Here is an 18,551-nt window from a genome sequence, read left to right on the forward strand (position 1 = left end):
CTCCCCCCCCGCCCGGGCGAGGGGGCACCCCCCCCGGGGAGGACGGGCGACTCGGCAGCGCAGAACGGGTGACTCGCGGATGTTCCGCGAGTCGCCCGTTTCCGTCCCGCGAGTCGCCAGTTCTCGACTGGTGAGTCGCCCGGTTCCGACGTGCGAGTCGTCCGGGTCAGGGGCGGATCGTGTCCTTGAGCAGGGTCGGGCGGGCCACCGGCTCGTCCCCGACCACCACACCGTCGGCAAGCGCGGCGCGGGCGCCCGCGACGGCGCCGGGGGTGTCGGTGTGCAGCTCCAGCAGCGGCTGCCCCGCCTCGACGGGCTCGCCGGGTTCCACGAGCAGCCGCACGCCCGCCGCGGCCTGCACGGCGTCCTCCTTGCGCGCCCGGCCCGCCCCGAGCCGCCAGGCCGCCACGCCGACGGCGAGCGCGTCGAGCCGGGTGAGCACGCCGGAGCGGTCGGCCACCACCGGCTCGACGTGCGAGGCCACCGGCAGCGGCGCGGACGGGTCGCCGCCCTGTGCGGCGATCATCCGCTCCCATACGGGGTACGCAGCCCCGGAGGCGAGCACCTCGGCCGGGTCGACGTCCGTGATCCCCGCGAGCGCGAGCATCTCCCGGGCCAGCGCCACCGTCAGCTCGACGACGTCGGCGGGGCCGCCGCCGCGCAGCACCTCGACCGACTCGGCCACCTCCAGGGCGTTGCCGACCGCTCGCCCGAGCGGCACGGACATGTCGGTGAGCAGCGCGGTCGTGGCGAGCCCGTGGGCGGCCCCGATCCGCACCATCGTCTCGGCGAGCTCGCGCGCCCTGTCCTCCGACTTCATGAACGCGCCGGAGCCGACCTTCACGTCGAGCACCAGTCCGCCGGTGCCCTCGGCGATCTTCTTGCTCATGATCGAGCTGGCGATCAGCGGGATGGACTCGACGGTGCCGGTGACGTCGCGCAGCGCGTAGAGCTTGCGGTCGGCGGGCGCGAGCGTCGGGGTGGTGGCGCAGATGACCGCGCCGATGTCGGCGAGCTGCGCGGCGATCTCCTCGGTGGACAGCGACGCCCGCCAGCCCGGGATCGACTCGAGCTTGTCGAGGGTGCCGCCGGTGTGCCCGAGCCCGCGCCCGGACAGCTGGGGCACGGCCGCCCCGCACGCCGCCACCAGCGGCGCGAGCGGAAGCGTGATCTTGTCGCCGACCCCGCCGGTGGAGTGCTTGTCCACCAGTGGCCGCCCCACGTCGGGCAGCGCCAGCACCTCGCCCGAGTCGATCATCGCCTGGGTCCAGCGGGCGATCTCGTCGGGATCCATGCCGTTGAGCAGCACGGCCATCGCGAGCGCGGCCATCTGCTCGTGGGCGACGTCGCCCGCGGTGTAGGCGCCGATCACCCAGTCGATCTGGTCGTCGCTGAGCCTGCCGCCGTCCCGCTTCGTCGTGATCACGTCGACGGCACTGAACGTCATCAGGGCTTCTTCTCCGGCAGGTCGTCGGGCCCGAACGCGTCGGGGAGGACGTCGCGCAGCGGCAGCACGCCGCGCGGGGTGTCGAGCAGGCAGTCGGGGCCGCCGAACTCGTAGAGGATCTGGCGGCACCGCCCGCACGGCATCAGCAGCTCGCCGGTGCCCGACCGGCACGCCACCGCGACGAACCGGCCACCGCCGGTGAGCCGCAGCTGTCCGGCCATCGTGCACTCGGCGCACAGCCCGAGCCCGTACGAGGCGTTCTCCACGTTGCACCCGGTGACGAGGCGGCCGTCGTCGCACACCGCCGCTGCCCCGACGTTCAGACGGGAGTAGGGCGCGTACGCGTTGCCCGCGGCCTCGACGGCGGAAGCGCGCAGCGCGTCCCAGGAAACCTCAGTCACCCTCACCTCTCCGGTACTCCATCCCGATGGCCGCGGGTGGTCGCAGCCGCTGTGACGCCACTGCGAGCACCAACAGCGTGACGAGCTGCGGGGCGTACGCGGCGAACTCGCGCGGGACCGTGTCGACCACGTAGTAGACGAGGTAGACGACCACGCCGACCACCGCCGCGACGATCGCGGGCTTCCACCTGCGGTGCGCCACCCACAGCAGCGCGACGATCGCCGCCAGCAGCGTGGCCGCGTAGAGCAGGGCGTGCACCGCCTCGCCGCCCGCGCGCAGCTGCACGCCGTCGACGAAGCCGAACAGCGCGGAGCCCGCGAGCAGCCCGCTCGGCCGCCAGTTGCCGAAGATCATCGCGGCCAGCCCGATGTAGCCGCGACCGCCGGTCTGCCCTTCCAGGTAGTACCCGACGTTGAGCGTCAGGGCGGCGCCACCGAGGCCGGCGAGGCCACCGGAGACGATCACCGCGATGTACTTGTAGGTGAAGACGTGCACCCCGAGCGACTCGGCGGCCACCGGGTTCTCCCCGCACGAACGCAGCCGCAGTCCCCAACGGGTGTGCCACAGGACGAACCAGCTGATCGGCACCAGGGCGAACCCGAGCACCGCGAGCGCGGTGAGTCCGCTGACCAGGCCGCCGAGCAGGCCGGCTGCGTCGGAGAGCAGCACCCGCTGCTGCTGCTCCAGTACGGCGAGCCCGTCGGCGAGCGGCTGCACCGAGAACGTGTCGAAGCCCTCGATGCGCGGCGACTGCCGCGGGTTGTCCGAGAGCGGCAGGAAGATCAGCGTCGAGAGGTACTGCGTGACCCCCATCCCGAGCAGCGTGATGGCCACTCCGGACACGATGTGGTTGACCCCGAACGTCACCGTGGCGACGGCGTGCACCAGGCCGCCCAGCGCCCCGAACACGATCCCGCCGACGAGCGCGGCCCACGGGCCTCCGTAGATCCCTGCCCACGCCGTGCCCCACGTCCCGAGGATCATCATGCCCTCGAGGCCGATGTTGATCACGCCGGCCCGTTCGGACCACACCCCGCCGAGCCCGGCGAAGAGGATCGGCAGCATCAGCCCGACGGCGGCCTGTATCGTGCCACTCGACGTCAGCTGGATCTGACCGGTGAGCGTGGCGGTGATCGCCAGCACGCCGACGCCGATCGCGACCACGATCACCGGCAGCGCCCAGCGGGGGATCCGGCGCCGCGTGGGCGGCGGCGGAGGTGCCGACACGGAGGCAGTGTCGACCGCGGTCATGACGACACCTCCGAACGGGCCGGGGCACCGGCCTCGCGCAGCTGCGCCGCCACCCGCCGCTGTTCGGCCGCCAGCTCGTAGCGGCGCACGATCTCGTAGGCGACGACCACCGACAGCACCACCGATCCTTGCATGATCAGCACGATCTCGCGGGGCACCCCGACGTTGTCCAGGGCCAGCGCCGACTTGTCCAGGAACGCCCAGAGCAGGGCACCCAGCGCGACCCCGACCGGATGGTTGCGACCCAGCAGTGCCACCGCGAGGCCGGTGAAGCCGTACCCCTGTGGCGAGGTGAGCGTGTACGCGTGGTCCCGACCGAGCAGCTCGGGCAGCCCGATCAGCCCGGCCACCGCCCCGGACAGCACGAGCGCGATGATCACCATCCGGCGGGCGTCCACGCCACCCGCGGTGGCGGCCGTCGGCGACTCCCCCGACGCCCTCAGCTCGAACCCGAAGCGGGTACGGCCGAGCAGGAACCAGTAGCCGACGCCGAGGGCGGCGGCCACGAACACCATCCCGAAGATCGTGCCGGCGCCCCCGAGCGAGATCCCCGGGAACCAGCCGCTCGGCTCGATCGGGTCGGTCGAGATGTTGTTGCCCTGCAGCACGCCGAACGCGTCCGTGCTGATCATGTAGGCGATCAGCCCGGTGGCGATGAAGTTCAGCATGATCGTGGAGATGACCTCGCTGACCCCGCGGTAGGCCTTGAGCAGCGCGGGGATGCCCGCCCACACCGCCCCGACCACCACACCGACCAGAATGATCACCAGCGTGTGCACGACGGGCGGCAGCACGATCGCGCCGCCCACGATGGCCGCCACGGCGGCGGCCAGCCGGAACTGGCCCTCGATGCCGATGTTGAACAGCTTCATCTGGAAGCCGATCGCCGCCGCCAGCCCGGCGATGTAGTAGATCGCGCCGCTGTTGACGATGTCGACGGCCGTGGTGCCCGCACCGACCTGGGTGATCATCACCCGCAGCGCGGTGAGCGGGGAGTCCCCGCTGACCAGCAGCGCCACGGCGCAGAGCAGCGCGGCGAAGACGATCGCCAGCGCGGGCGGCAGCAGCACGGTGCGGACGCGGGTCATGCTGCGCCCTCCCCCGCGTCGGCCCCGGTCATCGCCGCGCCGAGCTCCTCAGGGGTCACGGTCGCCGGGTCGGCGTCGGCGACCAGCCGGCCCCGCAGCATCACCTTGATCGTGTCGGAGAGCCCGATCAGCTCGTCGAGGTCGGCGCTGACCAGCAGCACGGCGAGCCCGTCGGCCCTGGCCCGGCGCAGCTCCTCCCAGATGCCGGCCTGGGCGCCGACGTCCACTCCGCGCGTCGGGTGCGAGGCGATCAGGAGCACGGGGTAGCCGGAGAGCTCGCGACCGACGACGAGCTTCTGCTGGTTGCCGCCGGACAGCGCGGCGGCGTGTACGTCGACGCCGGGGGTCCGTACGTCGAACTCCGCGACGATCCGCTCGGTGTCGCGCCGCGCCGCCGCCCGGTCCAGCAGGCCGAGCAGGCCGCCGCGGGAGACGGGCGGTCGGCTCTGGTGACCGAGCATGCGGTTGGCCCAGAGCGGCTGGCCGCCGAGGAGGCCGTGTCGGGTGCGGTCCTCGGGGACGTAGCCGATCCCGGCCTCGCGGCGCTCCAGGGTGCTCGCGCGGCTGATGTCCTTCTCGCCGAGGACCATGGTGCCGCCGCTCGCCCGGTGCATCCCCATGATCGTCTCGACGAGCTCGGTCTGCCCGTTGCCCTCGACGCCCGCGATACCCAGCACCTCACCCGCGTGCACCACGAGGTCGACCCCGGCCAGGAGGTGCCGCCCGTTCGCGTCGGTCAGCTCGAGACCCTCGACGCGCAGCACCTCCCGGTCGGTGACCGTGTCCTCGCGCTTGCCGGGGCTGGGCAGCTCGCTGCCGACCATCATCTCGGCGAGCTCCCGGCTCGTGACCGACGAGGGGTCCGCGGTGCCAACCGACGTGCCCCGGCGGATCACGGTGATCGTGTCGGCGATGGCGCGCACCTCGTCGAGCTTGTGGGAGATGAACAGGAACGTGAAGCCCTCGGCGCGCATGCCACGGAGGGTCTCGAACAGCTCGTCGACCTCCTGCGGCACCAGCACCGCGGTCGGCTCGTCGAGGATGACGGTGCGGGCGCCGCGGTAGAGGACCTTCACGATCTCCACGCGCTGCCGATCGGCGACGCCGAGCCGCTCGACGAGGACGTCCGGCCGGACCTGCAGCCCCACTGTGCGCGACAGCTCCTCGATCCGCCGCCGCGCCGCCGCGCCGATCCCCAGCTGCCCCTCGGCGCCGAGCAGGATGTTCTCGGCGACCGTGAGGTTGTCGGCCAGCATGAAGTGCTGGTGGACCATCCCGATGCCCGCCCGGATCGCGTCGGCGGGCGAGCGGAACCGCACCGGGGACCCGTCCACCCGGATCGTGCCCTCGTCGGGCTGCTGCATCCCGTAGAGGATCTTCATCAGCGTGGACTTGCCCGCGCCGTTCTCCCCGCAGAGTGCGTGCACCTCACCGCGGCCGACCTTCAGGTGGATGTCGTCGTTCGCGACCACCCCGGGGAAGCGCTTCGTGATCCCGACCAGCTCGACGGCGTACTCGGCGTTCGGCGCGTTGTCGGATTCGGCCATTCCTCCAGCCTTCCGGACGTGGATCAGGGGGCCGGATCACCGTTGACCCGACCCCCTGACGTCTCTTCCTGGCCTCCGCCTACGGCGTGGCCGGGACGGTGATCTCGCCGCTGATGATGGCAGCCTTGTACGCGTCCAGCTCGTCGGTGATGTCGTCGATCATCCCGCCGGAGGTCGAGTAGCCGACCCCGTCGGCGGCGAGGTCGAACCGCTCCGGGAGCACGCCGAGGTCTCCGGCCGCGACAGCATTGATGTAGTTGAACACCGCCACGTCGACCCGCTTGAGCATCGAGGTCATGATCACCTCGTTGATCGGGGGCGCGACCGTCTGGTACTGGTCGGAGTCGACCCCGATCGCGTACTTCGGGTCCTCCGGGGTGGAGGCCGCGTGGACGGCCTCGAACACGCCCTGCCCCGACGCGCCGGAGGCGTGGTAGATGATGTCGGAGCCGGCGTCGAGCTGTCCGTTGGTCACCACTGAAGCCTTGGCGGGGTCGGCGAAGCCGCTGAAGTCGCCGGCCGGCGTGAGGTAGTCGACGTCGATCTCGATGTCGGGAGCCACGGCCTGCGCGCCCGCGACGTAGCCCGCCTCGAACTTCTGGATCAGCGGCGTCTCGACGCCGCCGACGAAGCCGATCTTGCATGCCTGCGTCTTCAGGGCGGCCGCTGCACCGACGAGGAAGGAGCCCTCCTCCTCGGCGAAGACGAGCGGTGTGACGTTCGGCAGGTCGACCGTGTCGTCGTCGATGATCGCGAACCGCACGTTCGGGTTCTCGGCTGCGACGACGCGCAGCGGCTCGGCGTACTTGAAGCCGACCGCGATGATCGGGTCGAAGCCGTCGGCGACGAGCTGCCGCAGGCGCGTGGCCGCGGCGTCGGGGCTCTCGTTCTCGGCCGCGGCGACCTCGCGCGTGTTGCCCTCCACCAGGGAGAGCTCGTCGATCGCCTGCGCGAGCCCGGCGGCGGCCGCGTCGTTGAACGACAGGTCGCCACGACCGCCGATGTCGTAGGCCAGCGCGACCTTGAGTGCGCTCGCGTCGGCGTTCGGGGCGATCGGGGCCGGCGTCGCCGCGGCACCGGTCGCAGCGGGCGGTGCCGAGTTGCGTGCGCACTGGGCACCGGCCTCGCCGCCGCCCGCCGCCGGCGGGGTTGACCCGGTGTCGCGGGCACAGCCCACCACCAGCGCGCTGGTCAGCAGGGCTGCTGCCAGCACGAATCCTCGTCTGATCCGCACTGAGAAAGCCTCCTGTTCGGGCCGGCCGGATCTGGCGACCGGCGACGACGACGGGGACCGTAACCGAGGGACCGCCGCGTTCACACGACGGACTCCCGGGCGTGACCGAATCGTCTGCTCCAGAGAGTGAGATCGGGATGACCGATTGTGCTCGGAGCCGCGATCTGGCATCGGGGCACGCTCGCCGTCGTCGGTGCGACCGTGGTACATCTGCGCTGATCAGCACCGCGGTGCCGAACGGGGGGCGGGGATGGACGAGGTCGACGTGGTGATCGCAGCACCGCCGGAACAGGTGTGGGCGCTCGTCACCGACATCACGCGGATGGGCGAATGGAGCCCGGAGAACCGCGGCGGCCGCTGGACCGCCGGGGCGACCGGGTCGGCCGTGGGCGCCCGGTTCGTCGGCGTCAACGCCCACGGCCCGATCCGCTGGCGCACCCGCTGCCGGGTCGTCGAGTGCGCGCCGCCGTCGCGCTTCGCGTTCACGGTCGCGGAGAGCGGGATGACCTGGGGCTGGCGGCTCGAGCCGGCCGGTACGGGAACGCGGCTCGTCCAGTGGCGGGAGCGGACCGGGCGGTCGACCCTCCTGGCGCGGCTGGTCGTCCGGACCGGCGTGCTGGGCCGGGCCCGGGAGGAGCTCATGGTCGACGGGATGCGGCGCACGCTCGCCGCGGTCAGGGCGACGGCGGAGGCGCGCGCCGCGGCGGGGTGAGTACCCGCGTCCCACCTCGGGGAATCGCCCGTTTCGGGCGACCGGATCGCCCCCGTCGAGCACCGTGGTCGCGGCGTTTCCGCCCGTAGAGTCCGGCGTGTGCGGTGGCTGGGCGTGTTCGTGCTGGTGACGGCCCTCGGTGCGCCCGCCGCGGCCGCCGTGCCGCCGCAGGTCCGTCCGGTTGCCGCCCCGGCGAGCTGCCTGGAGCGGTACCAGGTCCCGCCGCGGCCCGCGGCCGTCGAGGAGCTGGGGGTGCCCGCCCCCGACCCGCTGCCCTGGCCCGCCGAACCCGTCGGGGGGTCCCGCCTGGGCACGTGCGGGGACGTCGGGCCGGCGAGCGCACCGATGGTGGGCGCCGAGTCCTGGGTGATCGCCGACCTCGACACCGGCGAGGTGCTCGCCGGCCGCACCCCGCATGCGCGGCACCGCCCCGCGTCCACGCTCAAGGTGCTCACGGCGCTCCTCGCGCTGCGCGACCTCGACCCAGCCCAACGGGTGGCGGGCACCGCGGCGGACACCGCGATCGACGGCAGCAAGGCCGGCATCGGCCCCGGCGCCTACTACACGGTGCGGCAGTTACTGGCCGGCCTGCTGCTGAGCTCCGGCAACGACACCGCGCAGGCCCTCGCCAGGGCGATGGGCGGCCAGGAGGCCGCCGTCGCGGCGATGACCGAGCTCGCCCACGAGCTGGGGGCGCTCGACACGCGCGCGGCCACGCCGTCCGGCCTCGACGGGCCCGGGATGGCGTCCTCGGCGTACGACCTCGCGCTGCTGTTCCGCGTCGCGATGCGCGAGCCGCTGTTCGCGGAGCTGATCGCCACGCGGTCCGTCCTCTTCCCGGGCTACGGGCCGAACCCGGCCTTCGAGCTGTGGAACAACAACCGCATGCTCACCCGGTACCCCGGCACGCTCGGCGCCAAGGCCGGCTTCACCGACGCGGCGCGGCACACCCTCGTCGCCGCCGCCGAACAGGACGGCCGGCGGCTCGTGGTGGCGCTGATGCGCGGCGAGCAGAGCCCTGTCCCGATGTGGGAGCAGGCGGGCGAGCTGCTGGACTGGGGCTTCTCGCTGCCGGCGAGCACCCGGCCGGTCGGCGTGCTGGTGGACCGGAACCCCTGGGCACCGCCGCCGGCCCCGCCCGTGACCGCCGCGGAGCTCGCCGCGCCGGCGGCCGGTCGGGCACCGCTGGCTGTGATCATGCTCGTCTCAGCGGTGTCGGCCGCGCTGCTCGCGCTGGGCCTGCTGCGGGTCCGCGCCCGCCGCTGAACGGCTCGGCCAGGCGTTTTCCGCCCGCGAGTCGCCCGTTTTCCGCCCGCGAGTTGCCCGTTTTCGCCGCGTGAGTCGCCCCGTCAGGAACGACGGCGGCGGCCCAGGAGAAGCCCGGTGAGGACGCCGGCTCCGAGCAGCCCGGCCGCCGCGCTCCCGGTGGGGCCGGAGCGCACCGTGACCTCGGAGTGGATCACCGCCGGGCCGGGCACCGGGACGGGCTCCTCCTGCTCGTTCTCGTGCGCAGTGGCCGCCCAGGCCGTCACGAACAGCACGAACCGTGAGGTGAAGAAGACGAACACGAGCAGACCGAGGAACGAGCCGAACACCGCCCCACTGGGCGAGGCCGTGACGCTGCTCAGGTAGTAGGTCATGACCTGCTTGAGGATCTCGAACCCGACGGCGCCGAACAGCGCGGCCTTCGCCGCACTGCGCAGCGTGGCGTGCTCCCGGGGCAGGCGCGCGATCACCCACAGGAAGATCAACCAGTTGGCCGTGAGGCCGAGCACGAACCCGAGGACGCCGAGCAGGAACGCAGCCCAGGCCTGGTCGCCGAGGCCCAGCAGGTTCAGCACGCCCTCGGCGAAACCGGACGCGATGCCGGTGATCGCGAACGAGCCGACCAGCGCGAGGCCCAGCCCGGCCAGCGCCAGCAGGTCGAACAGCAGCCGCTTCGGCAACGCCGGAGCGGCGGGCACCTGTGCCCACTGCTCCGACAGCGCCTCCCGCAGGTTGGACATCCACCCGATGCCGGAGTACAGCGCGCCGGCCAGGCCCACCAGCCCGACGGCGCCGCGCTGGTCGATGGCCTCGTCGACCACGCCCCCGATCATCTCGTTGAGCCCGGGCGGGACGTTCTCGGTGATCGCCGCCCGCAGGTCGTCCAGCAGCGCCGGGTTGAAGAACAGCACGTAACCGGCGACCGCGAACGCGATCATGATCAGCGGCACCAGCGACAGGATGCTGAAGAACGTGATCGCGGCGGCGTAGTGGTCGCCGTGCCGCTCGGTGTAGCGCGCGCCGGCCCGCACGAGATGGTCGAGCCACCGGTGGCGGGCTCGCAGCTGCTCGAACTTCGACGGCCCGTCGGCCTTGTTGTTCTTCTCGTCGGCAGCTGCGGCCACGCACGTCACCTCATCCGGTCGGCGGCAGGAAGCCGATCCTCTCGTGGACGGTGGCCAGCGTCCGGCCGGCGACCTCGCGCGCCCGGGTGGCTCCGCGGGCGAGCACCCGGTCGAGTTCGGCCGGGTCGTCCCGGTAGACCCGTACCCGCTCGCGCAGCGGCTCAACGAAGTCGGCGACGACCGCGCCGAGATCCTTCTTCAGGTCGCCGTAGCCCTTGCCGGCGTACTCCGCCTCCAGCTCCGCGATCTTTCGATCGGTCAGCGCCGCGTAGATCGTGAGCAGGTTGGCGATACCGGGCTTGGTCTCCGGGTCGTAGCGGATCTCCCGCTCGGTGTCGGTGACAGCGGAGCGGATCTTCTTGGCGCTGACCTTCGGATCGTCGAGCAACTCCACGATCCCCGACGGGCTGGACGCCGACTTGCTCATCTTCGCCGACGGGTCCTGCAGGTCCTGGATCTTCGCCGAGCCGGACAGGATGTAGGGCTCCGGCACGGTCAGCGCCTTGCCGAATCGGGAGTTGAACCGCTGGGCGAGGTCGCGGGTGAGCTCCAGGTGCTGGCGCTGGTCCTCGCCGACGGGCACGCGGTCGGCCTGGTAGAGCAGAATGTCGGCGGCCTGCAGGATCGGGTAGGTGAACAGCCCGACCGTGGCCCGGTCGGCCCCCTGCTTCGCCGACTTGTCCTTGAACTGGGTCATCCGGCTGGCCTCGCCGAAGCCCGTGAGACAGCCGAGCACCCACTCCAGCTGCGCGTGCTCCGGGACGTGGGACTGCACGAACAGCGTGCACCGCTCCGGGTCGAGCCCGAGGGCGAGCAGCTGCGCCACGGAGTTGCGGGTGCGGGCGGCGAGCGCCTTCGGGTCGTGCTCGACGGTGATCGCGTGCAGGTCGGGGATGAAGTAGAACGCGTCGTGGTCGTCCTGCAACGCCACCCACTGCCGGATCGCGCCGAGGTAGTTGCCCAGGTGGAACGAGTCCGCGGTCGGCTGGATGCCGGACAGCACCCGCGGGCGGCGGTCGGTGGGGGCGGTCATGCTCCCGATTCTCCCAGCCCCGGCGAAGCGGTTTCGACGGGCCGTACGGCCCACGCACCTCTTCTCGGCCCACGCGCCCCGTCGACGGGGAGCGCGGGCCGAAACGGGGTGCGTGAGCCGGGTGTCAGGCGTCCTGGCGCTCCCCGGGCTCCTCGTCGTCGGCCGGCTCGGGGGCGTGCACGTGCACGGTGCGGTTGTCCAGGTCGATCGGGCCCAGCCGCCACTGCTGCCCGCTGCCCTCCTCGCCGGACTCGTCGCGGATCTTCGGCCCGGGGAAGAGCTCACCCAACATGCCCATGGGCCCACGGTACGGCCCCCAGCCGGAACGCCAGCAAGGTGGCAATGCTGCCCCTGGACGGCAGTATGGCCACCTTGCTGGCGCTGGCCGGAGGTAGGGGCGGCGGGGTCAGGCCGGGGTCAGGGGCAGCAGGCGCGGAGCGGGCCGCTGCGCCGGCACCAGGCGGGCCACCCGCTCGCGGTAGGTCGTGCTGCGCTGACGCACCGGGCGGCCCGCGGCCGTCGCGATCGCCGTCAGCTCCGTGACCGTGCGGGCCGAACCGTTCTCCGATCCCGCCATCCGGCTGATCGTCTCCTCCATCAGGGTGCCACCCATGTCGTCGGCGCCGCCGCGGAGGATGTCGGCGGCGAGATCGTCGCCGAGCTTCACCCAGGAGCACTGGATGTGGTCGATCCGCCCGTGCAGGGCGAGCCGGGCGAACGCGTGCACGGCCCGGTTGTCGCGCACCGTGGGGCCGGGCCGGGCGATCCCGGCGAGGTAGATCGGCGCGTTGTGGTGCACGAACGGCAGCGGGACGAACTCGGTGAAGCCGCCCGTCTCGTCCTGGACGGCGGCGAGCGTGCGCAGGTGCCCCAGCCAGTGCCGCGGCTCGTCGACGTGCCCGTACATCATCGTCGACGACGACGGGATGCCGAGCCGGTGCGCGGTCGACACCACCTCGATCCACTGGGCGGCCGGGAGCTTGCCCTTGGTGAGCACCCAGCGCACCTCGTCGTCGAGGATCTCCGCCGCGGTACCGGGGATCGAGCCGAGCCCGGCGTCGCGCAGCTCGGTCAGCCACTCCTCGATGGACACGCCCGCCTTCGCCGCTGCGGAGACGATCTCCATCGGGCTGAACGCGTGCACGTGCATACCGGGCACGGCGGCCTGCACCGCGCGCACCAGGTCGGCGTAGAACGTGACCGGCAGCTGCGGGTCGATGCCGCCCTGAACACACACCTCGGTGGCGCCGTCCTCCGCGGCCTCGACGGCCCGCGCCGCGATCTCGTCCAGCGACAGCCGGAACGCGTCGGCGTCGCGCTCCCGCTGGGCGAACGCGCAGAAGCGGCATCCGACGTAGCACACGTTCGAAAAGTTTATGTTGCGGTTGACGACGTAGGTGACCTCGTCGCCGACGACGTCGGCCCGCACCGCGTCGGCGAGCCCCGCGAGCTCCTCCAGCGCCGGGCCGTCGGCGAGGATCAGCGCCATCGCGGCGTCGTGGTGCGCCGGATCCAGCAGTGCCGCCGGGTCGGACGCGGCGAGGTCGAGCCCGGCCCGGACGTCGGAGTCCAGCCGTTCCGGAGCGGAGCGCCGCGATGCGGCCAGTTCGTCCCGGAGCGACTCCCAGTCGCCGTAGACGGAGTCGAAGTCGCCGCGCCGGTCCTCGGTGCGCCCCGCCGCGTCGATCGCGGCGTGCAGGTCGACCCGGCCGGTGGAGGCGTACCCGCCGTCCGGCTCCTGCCACGGCCTGCCCACGACGTCGGCGCTCTCGTTCGCCAGCCCCGTGGCCGGGTCGGCGAGCGCGGCGACGTGCGCGTGCAGCCGGGTGTCGATCCACGGCGACCCGGCGAGCACGTACTTCGGGTACGCCGTCAGCCGCTCCCGCAGGACGAAGCCGGCCGCGGCGGAGCGGGTGGCGAGCTCGTCGACCGCGGGCCACGGCATCTCCGGGCTCACGTGGTCGGCGGTGACCGGCGAGACGCCGCCCCAGTCGTCGATCCCGGCGCGCAGCATCAGCTCGAACTCCTGGCCCACGAGGTTCGGCGGCGCCTGCAGCCGGACCTTGGGGCCGAGCACGATCCGGGCGACCGCGATGGTGGCGGCGAGGTCGTGCAGGTCGGCGTCGGGGTCGTTCGCCATCGCCGTATCCGGCTTTGCCCGGAAGTTCTGAATGATCACTTCCTGGATGTGCCCGTGCGCCCGCGCCGCGGCCCGGATCGCGAAGATCGACTCGGCGCGCTCGGTGCGGTTCTCGCCGATCCCGATCAGGATTCCGGTGGTGTACGGGACGCCGACGCGGCCGGCGTCGGTGATCGCCCGCAGCCGGACGGCCGGCTCCTTGTCCGGGCTGCCGTAGTGCGGCCCGCCGGGCTCGCTCCACAGCCGGGTGGCCGTGGTCTCCAGCATCATCCCCATGCTGGCGGCCACCGGCTTGAGCCGCGTCAGCTCCTCCCACGACAGCACGCCGGGGTTGAGGTGCGGGAGCAGGCCCGTCTCCTCGAGCACCGCGATCGCCGACGCCCGCACGTAGTCCAGCGTGGAGGCGTATCCGCGCTCCTCCAGCCACTCGCGCGCGGCGGGCCACCGCTCCTCGGGCCGGTCCCCGAGCGTGAACAGCGCCTCCTTGCAGCCCACCGCAGCACCGGCACGGGCGATCTCCAGCACCTCGTCACGCTCCAGGAACGCCGCGGGCAGCCGGTGGGGGACGGTCGCGAAGGTGCAGTAGTGGCAGCGGTCGCGGCACAGGCGGGTGAGCGGGATGAACACATTGCGGGAGTAGGTGACCACGCCGGGACGGCCCTCGGCCGCCAGCCCCGCGTCCCGCACGCGGGACGCCGCGGTCAGCAGCTCGTCCAGCTCGGCAGCGCGCGCCGCGAGCAGCACCGCGGCCTCGGTGACGTCGAGCACTGCCCCGTCCCGCACCCGGCGCAGCGCCCTGCGGAGCGCGGAGGACGACGGCGGCACCTCGGGAAGTTCGGCCATGCCGAAGACCCTACGTACCGGTGCTTGCTCGGGAGACCACCGCGGCCAGCTGCGTCACGAGGGCGTCGATCACGCTCGGGAGGCTCAGCACGGTGCCCCAGGTCCACGCCGCCGACACCATGGGGTCCTCGACGAACACCGACCGGCCCGCCCGCACGACCTCGAGCTGCGCGTACAGCGGGGCGGCCTCGATCTCCGGCCGTACCTCGGGGTTGAACCCGGTGTTCCACAGCAGCACGTCGCGGTCGAGCAGCCCCATCTGCTCGTCGCTGATCGACGCGCCGTCCTGGTCGCCCGCGAGCTGCCCGATCTCCTCCGGGATCACGAAGCCCAGCGCGGCGAGCAGTTGCGAGCGCTGGTCGTTGGGTGAGCGCACGAAGGTCAGGCCCGGCTCCAACCGCTCGGCCACGACCGCGCTGCGGCCCTCGAACTGCGGGTGCGCGGCACGGGCGGCGGCCAGCCGGTCGTCGATGCCTGCGATCAGCTGTTCCGCGCGGTCCTCCCGGCCCAACGCGCGCCCGGCCAGGAGGGTGTACTCCTGCCACGGCGCCCCGAACTCCGGGAACCCCGCGGGCGGCCCGACGGTCGGCGCGATCCGCGAGAGCGTCTCATACTGGGTCGGGTCCATGCCCGTGTAGAGCCCGATGATCAGGTCCGGCGTGAGCGCGGCGATCTCCTCGTACCGGTAGTCGGGCGTGCCGGTGAACGCCCCGCGGTTCAGCACCACGGGCTGGGCGTCGCCCAGCTCGTCCTGGGCCCACGGCCAGGTCGCGTGGGGGTGATCGCCGTACCAGTCGGTGACCGCAACCGGGCGGACACCGAGCGCGAGCAGGGGGTCCTGGTCGCTGAAGCCCACGGTGACCACGCGCTGCGGCTCCCGCGGGATCTCGGTGACGCCCGCCCGGTGTTCCACGCGGAGCGGGAACCCGGGGGCCGCCGCCGGCGCGGCGGCAGGCGCGGGGTCGGTCCCGCACGCCGACAGCAGGCCGAGCGCACCCATCGCACCCGCCCCGGTCAGCAGCCTGCGGCGGGTGAGACGACCGACGGCGGGGTCGGGGACTGCGAGGGGCACTGTGCCTCCAGATGATCAGCGCTCGGCGCGATGAGGATAGCCTCACCTATCCGAACCTGTCACCGGTCGCACCGGGTCACGCCACCTCGGCCGGCTCCCCGTCCGTGACCGCGACCAGCTCGTCGAACGTCGTGGGGAACACCGCGTGCGGGATGCCCCCGGCCGCCCACACCTCGTCGAACCCGGCGAGTGCCCGGTCGACGAGCGTCCGCAGCGGGGCCGGGTGCCCGACGGGGGCCACCCCGCCGATGGGCTGCCCGGTGGCGGCCCGCACGAAGTCCGGCGACGCCCGGCGCACCCGGCGCGCGCCGAGCAGGTCCGCCACCTTCGCGGTGTCCACCCGGTGCGCGCCCGAGGTCAGCACGAGCAGCGGCGCGGGCTCGGCGCCGTCGATCGCCATCTCGAAGACCAGCGAGTTGGCGATCTGCCCGGCCTCGACGCCCAACGCGGCCGCTGCCGCCGCCGCGGTGGTGACGGCGTCGGGGAGCACCCGCATCCGGGCGATCCGGGAGGGGTCGGCGCCGCCCGCGGTGAGGGCGGACACCACGAGTTCGATGTTGCGGTGGGTCGCAGTGCTCACGGCGCCCATGACATCACGGCCGCTCGGCGATCCGGCTACCCGTCATCTGCCGGCCGTCCGCGGCGCGGAGCAGGCAGATCACGCTGCGCCCCGAGAAACTCGCCGACGTCTCGCCGCGCGTCTCGAACGACGCCTGCGACGGCACGAGCGCCGTCACCTCGAGCCGCTCCTTGTCCGGGCCGGCGATCCGCGCGGAGTCGAACACCAGCATGCACGCAGCAGCGGCGTACTCGGCGAGCGGTTCCCGGCCGGGGTAGGGCAGCTCGTCCTGCGTGCCGAACGGGTCGAACGTCGCGAAGACCTCCAGGTCGTGCGGGTTGTCGCAGTTCACGCGGGAGCCTGAGGGGAACGACCGGCCCGCGGCTAGCGCCCCCGGCAGGCAGGCCTCCCCGGTGACGTCGAAGACCGGCACGTCGCCGCCGTCGCCGTACGTCAGCGTGCTGATCTCCGGCCCGCGAGGCCGGGCCAGCAACAGGCCACCCGCCAGCCCGACCGCGAGCCCCAGCACCAGCGCCAGCGCGGGCCATGCCCACCGCCGCCGGGGTGTTGCGGCGGCGGGCGCGACGCGCGTGGTCGCCGCCTCCCCGGCGGGCCCGGTCGGCGGCGCGCCCACGGACGCGAGCAGCGCGGCGGCCTGCATCCCGTTCAACCGGGCCTGCGGGGCGCGCTGCAGCAGCCCGGCGATCACCGCGCCGAGCGGCCCTCTGGTGCGGATCGGGGGCACCTCGGCGTGCAGGACGGCCGAGATCGTCGCGGCGGTCGTGTCGCCGGTGAACGGGGCACGCCCGTGCACGGCGAAGAACAGCGTGGCGCCGAGCGCCCACAGATCCGACGCCGGCTTCGCCGGGCTCCCCTCGAGGCGTTCCGGGGACAGGTAGGCGGGCGAGCCGACGAGCGATCCGGTAGTGGTCAGCCGCGGGTCGTCAGCGGCCTGGGCGATGCCGAAGTCGGTGAGCCGGACCCGTCCGCCCGGCCCGAGCATCACGTTGCTCGGCTTGACGTCGCGGTGCACCACGCCGCTGTCGTGCGCGGTCCGCAGCGCACCGAGCAGCTGCTGGGCGAGCGCCGTTGCGGCCCGCTCGTCGAGAGGCCCGCCGCGCGCGACGGCCTCGGCCAGCGTGGGCGCCTCGATCAGCTCCATGACGATGTGGTCGACGCCCTCGTCGGTGACCACGTCGTACACCGTGACGATCCCGGGGTCGGCAAGCCTGCCCGCGGTACGCGCCTCACGGAGCAGGCGCTCCCGGAACAGCCAGCGCTCGTCGGCGCCGATGCCGCCGGGCAGGTGCAGCTCCTTGACGGCCACATGGCGGCCCATCACGCGGTCCTCGGCGCGCCACACCACTCCCATACCGCCGCGGCCGAGCTCGCCCAGCACGACGTAGCGGCCACCGATCATCCTGGTCGGGCTCACGGGGGTCATGCGGCGAAACCGACCGTGACGGGCGCGTGGTCCGACCAGCGCTCGGGGTGGCTCGGGGCGCGCTCCACCGCCGCGGACGTGGCGCGGGCGGCCACGCCGGGCGTGGCGAGGACGTGGTCGATCCGCCACCCCGCGTCGTTGTCGAACGCCCGACCGCGGTAGCTCCACCACGTGTAGGGCCCGTCCACGCCGGGGTGCAGCGCGCGCACCACGTCCACCCAGCCGTCGGCGCACAGCGCCGCCAGCCAGGCCCGCTCGTGCGGCAGGAACCCGGAGTTGCCGACGTTGCCCCGCCAGTTGCGGATGTCGGCCTCGGCCGGGGCGATGTTCCAGTCGCCGCAGACGACCATCTCGCGGTCCTCGGCGGCCGCCTTCTCACGGCGCTCGGCGAGGTGCGCGGCGAACAGCGCGAGGAACCGGTCCTTCTCGTCCTGCTTCGGGGTGCCCGCCGCGCCCTTCGGCAGGTACAGCGACGCGACGGTGAGGCCGGGCAGGTCGACCTCGAGGTAGCGGCCTGCCTCGTCGAACTCCGCCGCGCCGAGACCGACCCGGACGGCCTCGGGGGCCTCCCTGGTCAGCACCGCCACGCCGTTGCGGCCGCGGGCGCTCTCGCAGGGCGCGAAGCTCAGGTGCCAGCCGTCGAGCAGCCCGGCCGGGATCTCCTCCACCCGCGCGCGGGTCTCCTGCAGGCAGACGACGTCGGAGGGGGTGCCGGAGAGCCAGCGCGCGAAGCCCTTGGGCGCTGCCGCCCGGATCCCGTTGACGTTGACCGAGCTGACCGTGCGCACGCCTGGCAGTGTGCTCAACCGCAGTTGCTGCCCGGCACCGGGGTCAGGAACTGGTCGGCGGCCCACTGGCCGTCCTCCAGCTCCCGGAATCCGTCGGTGACGGTGGGGGTGCCGTCCACCCGCTCGCCGCGGGTGAGCGTCTGTACGAGCGGGGAGTCCGGCCCCGGACCGGACCGGATGTTGAGCTGTTCCGCGGTGACCTCGAGCTGGCAGCCGGTGGACCCGTCGGCGTTCACGGCGTCGAGACCGCCCCGGTCGATGAGGGCGACGAGGGCGAGCGCGGTACCCGCGACGAACACGAACGCCCAGCCCTTGAAGGTGGACGATTCCAGGCGGAGGGAACCAAAGCTCGGTCTGCCACTGGCCACGGTCGCTCTCCCTGCGGACGGGGTTGACCCACGGTAGCGGACCGGACACGCCCGTCGCACCGGCACAGCTCGTACGGGCCTGTTGCAGCAAAGCCACTTTCCTGCGACGTGGTTGCGGGAAGGTGGCTGATACGTGAATCGAGGTGACCCGGGCGCGTGAAGGTACCCGGCACGCAGCGGTGCCGGGTTCTTTTCGGTGTTGGGTTAGGCCGCGGGGTCGAGAGTGACGGTGT

17 protein-coding genes are annotated in these 18,551 nt (G+C 73.1%); 2 read left to right on the forward strand and 15 right to left on the reverse strand.

Annotated features, from left to right (window positions below):
* Window positions 1-166 precede the first annotated feature (166 nt).
* The 6 genes from KME75_RS29065 to KME75_RS29090 form a co-directional block, all read right to left on the reverse strand.
* Entirely contained in the window at window positions 167-1,450 is a 1,284-nt protein-coding gene (locus KME75_RS29065; protein WP_219418096.1) for a thymidine phosphorylase, read from the reverse strand.
* Entirely contained in the window at window positions 1,447-1,848 is a 402-nt protein-coding gene (locus tag KME75_RS29070; protein ID WP_219418081.1) for a cytidine deaminase, read from the reverse strand. Before KME75_RS29070 ends, KME75_RS29065 begins: the two co-directional genes overlap by 4 nt.
* Window positions 1,841-3,100 (reverse strand): ABC transporter permease, encoded by a 1,260-nt coding sequence (locus KME75_RS29075; protein ID WP_219418082.1) that lies wholly within the window; start codon window positions 3,098-3,100, stop codon window positions 1,841-1,843. Before KME75_RS29075 ends, KME75_RS29070 begins: the two co-directional genes overlap by 8 nt.
* Window positions 3,097-4,188: an ABC transporter permease gene (locus tag KME75_RS29080; protein WP_219418083.1), complete on the reverse strand. Its 1,092-nt coding sequence runs from the start codon at window positions 4,186-4,188 to the stop codon at window positions 3,097-3,099. The genes KME75_RS29075 and KME75_RS29080 overlap by 4 nt, the downstream gene beginning before the upstream one ends.
* Window positions 4,185-5,735, reverse strand: a complete 1,551-nt coding sequence (locus tag KME75_RS29085) for an ABC transporter ATP-binding protein (protein ID WP_219418084.1) — start codon at window positions 5,733-5,735, stop codon at window positions 4,185-4,187. The genes KME75_RS29080 and KME75_RS29085 overlap by 4 nt, the downstream gene beginning before the upstream one ends.
* A gap of 79 nt (window positions 5,736-5,814) precedes the next feature.
* Entirely contained in the window at window positions 5,815-6,948 is a 1,134-nt protein-coding gene (locus KME75_RS29090; protein ID WP_308283190.1) for a BMP family lipoprotein, read from the reverse strand.
* Between the two features lie 271 nt (window positions 6,949-7,219).
* On the opposite strand from KME75_RS29090, the gene KME75_RS29095 reads away from it, so the two are divergent.
* Both KME75_RS29095 and KME75_RS29100 read left to right on the forward strand, forming a co-directional pair.
* Complete coding sequence (locus KME75_RS29095) at window positions 7,220-7,681, forward strand: SRPBCC family protein (RefSeq protein WP_219418086.1); 462 nt, start codon at window positions 7,220-7,222, stop codon at window positions 7,679-7,681.
* A 99-nt stretch (window positions 7,682-7,780) separates the two neighbouring features.
* Window positions 7,781-8,947, forward strand: coding sequence for a D-alanyl-D-alanine carboxypeptidase family protein (locus tag KME75_RS29100; RefSeq protein ID WP_219418087.1), 1,167 nt, complete (start codon window positions 7,781-7,783; stop codon window positions 8,945-8,947).
* An 83-nt stretch (window positions 8,948-9,030) separates the two neighbouring features.
* On the opposite strand, the gene yhjD is transcribed toward KME75_RS29100, so the two are convergent.
* The 9 genes from yhjD to KME75_RS29145 all read right to left on the reverse strand — a co-directional run bounded on the left by yhjD (window position 9,031) and on the right by KME75_RS29145 (window position 18,318).
* Window positions 9,031-10,071 (reverse strand): inner membrane protein YhjD, encoded by a 1,041-nt coding sequence (gene yhjD, locus KME75_RS29105; RefSeq protein ID WP_219418088.1) that lies wholly within the window; start codon window positions 10,069-10,071, stop codon window positions 9,031-9,033.
* A gap of 10 nt (window positions 10,072-10,081) precedes the next feature.
* Window positions 10,082-11,104: a tryptophan--tRNA ligase gene (trpS, locus tag KME75_RS29110; protein ID WP_219418089.1), complete on the reverse strand. Its 1,023-nt coding sequence runs from the start codon at window positions 11,102-11,104 to the stop codon at window positions 10,082-10,084.
* A gap of 124 nt (window positions 11,105-11,228) precedes the next feature.
* Entirely contained in the window at window positions 11,229-11,402 is a 174-nt protein-coding gene (locus tag KME75_RS29115) for a hypothetical protein (protein WP_219418090.1), read from the reverse strand.
* 108 nt (window positions 11,403-11,510) lie between these two features.
* Window positions 11,511-14,087, reverse strand: a complete 2,577-nt coding sequence (locus KME75_RS29120) for a bifunctional FO biosynthesis protein CofGH (protein ID WP_219418091.1) — start codon at window positions 14,085-14,087, stop codon at window positions 11,511-11,513.
* A gap of 10 nt (window positions 14,088-14,097) precedes the next feature.
* A complete protein-coding gene (locus KME75_RS29125) occupies window positions 14,098-15,159 on the reverse strand; it encodes an iron-siderophore ABC transporter substrate-binding protein (RefSeq protein ID WP_219418092.1) in 1,062 nt (353 codons plus the stop codon).
* Between the two features lie 76 nt (window positions 15,160-15,235).
* Window positions 15,236-15,748, reverse strand: coding sequence for a YbaK/EbsC family protein (locus KME75_RS29130; RefSeq protein ID WP_219418093.1), 513 nt, complete (start codon window positions 15,746-15,748; stop codon window positions 15,236-15,238).
* Window positions 15,749-15,752: 4 nt separating this feature from the next.
* Complete coding sequence (locus tag KME75_RS29135; protein WP_219418094.1) at window positions 15,753-17,162, reverse strand: serine/threonine-protein kinase; 1,410 nt, start codon at window positions 17,160-17,162, stop codon at window positions 15,753-15,755.
* Complete coding sequence (locus KME75_RS29140; protein WP_219418095.1) at window positions 17,159-17,950, reverse strand: exodeoxyribonuclease III; 792 nt, start codon at window positions 17,948-17,950, stop codon at window positions 17,159-17,161. The genes KME75_RS29135 and KME75_RS29140 overlap by 4 nt, the downstream gene beginning before the upstream one ends.
* A 14-nt stretch (window positions 17,951-17,964) precedes the next feature.
* Window positions 17,965-18,318, reverse strand: coding sequence for an SH3 domain-containing protein (locus KME75_RS29145; RefSeq protein ID WP_246633069.1), 354 nt, complete (start codon window positions 18,316-18,318; stop codon window positions 17,965-17,967).
* Between the last annotated feature and the right edge of the window lie 233 nt (window positions 18,319-18,551).

Source organism: Pseudonocardia nigra (genome assembly GCF_019396355.1).
Lineage (GTDB): Bacteria > Actinomycetota > Actinomycetes > Mycobacteriales > Pseudonocardiaceae > Pseudonocardia > Pseudonocardia nigra.

Excerpts from the sequence above, each read along its gene's own strand:
- KME75_RS29075 (WP_219418082.1), bottom strand. The coding sequence starts at position 3,100 with ATGACCGCGGTCGACACTGCCTCCGTGTCGGCACCTCCGCCGCCGCCC.
- KME75_RS29080 (WP_219418083.1), bottom strand. The coding sequence starts at position 4,188 with ATGACCCGCGTCCGCACCGTGCTGCTGCCGCCCGCGCTGGCGATCGTC.
- KME75_RS29085 (WP_219418084.1), bottom strand. The coding sequence starts at position 5,735 with ATGGCCGAATCCGACAACGCGCCGAACGCCGAGTACGCCGTCGAGCTG.
- KME75_RS29095 (WP_219418086.1), top strand. The coding sequence starts at position 7,220 with ATGGACGAGGTCGACGTGGTGATCGCAGCACCGCCGGAACAGGTGTGG.
- trpS (WP_219418089.1), bottom strand. The coding sequence starts at position 11,104 with ATGACCGCCCCCACCGACCGCCGCCCGCGGGTGCTGTCCGGCATCCAG.
- KME75_RS29115 (WP_219418090.1), bottom strand. The coding sequence starts at position 11,402 with ATGGGCATGTTGGGTGAGCTCTTCCCCGGGCCGAAGATCCGCGACGAG.
- KME75_RS29120 (WP_219418091.1), bottom strand. The coding sequence starts at position 14,087 with ATGGCCGAACTTCCCGAGGTGCCGCCGTCGTCCTCCGCGCTCCGCAGG.
- KME75_RS29130 (WP_219418093.1), bottom strand. The coding sequence starts at position 15,748 with ATGGGCGCCGTGAGCACTGCGACCCACCGCAACATCGAACTCGTGGTG.
- KME75_RS29135 (WP_219418094.1), bottom strand. The coding sequence starts at position 17,162 with ATGACCCCCGTGAGCCCGACCAGGATGATCGGTGGCCGCTACGTCGTG.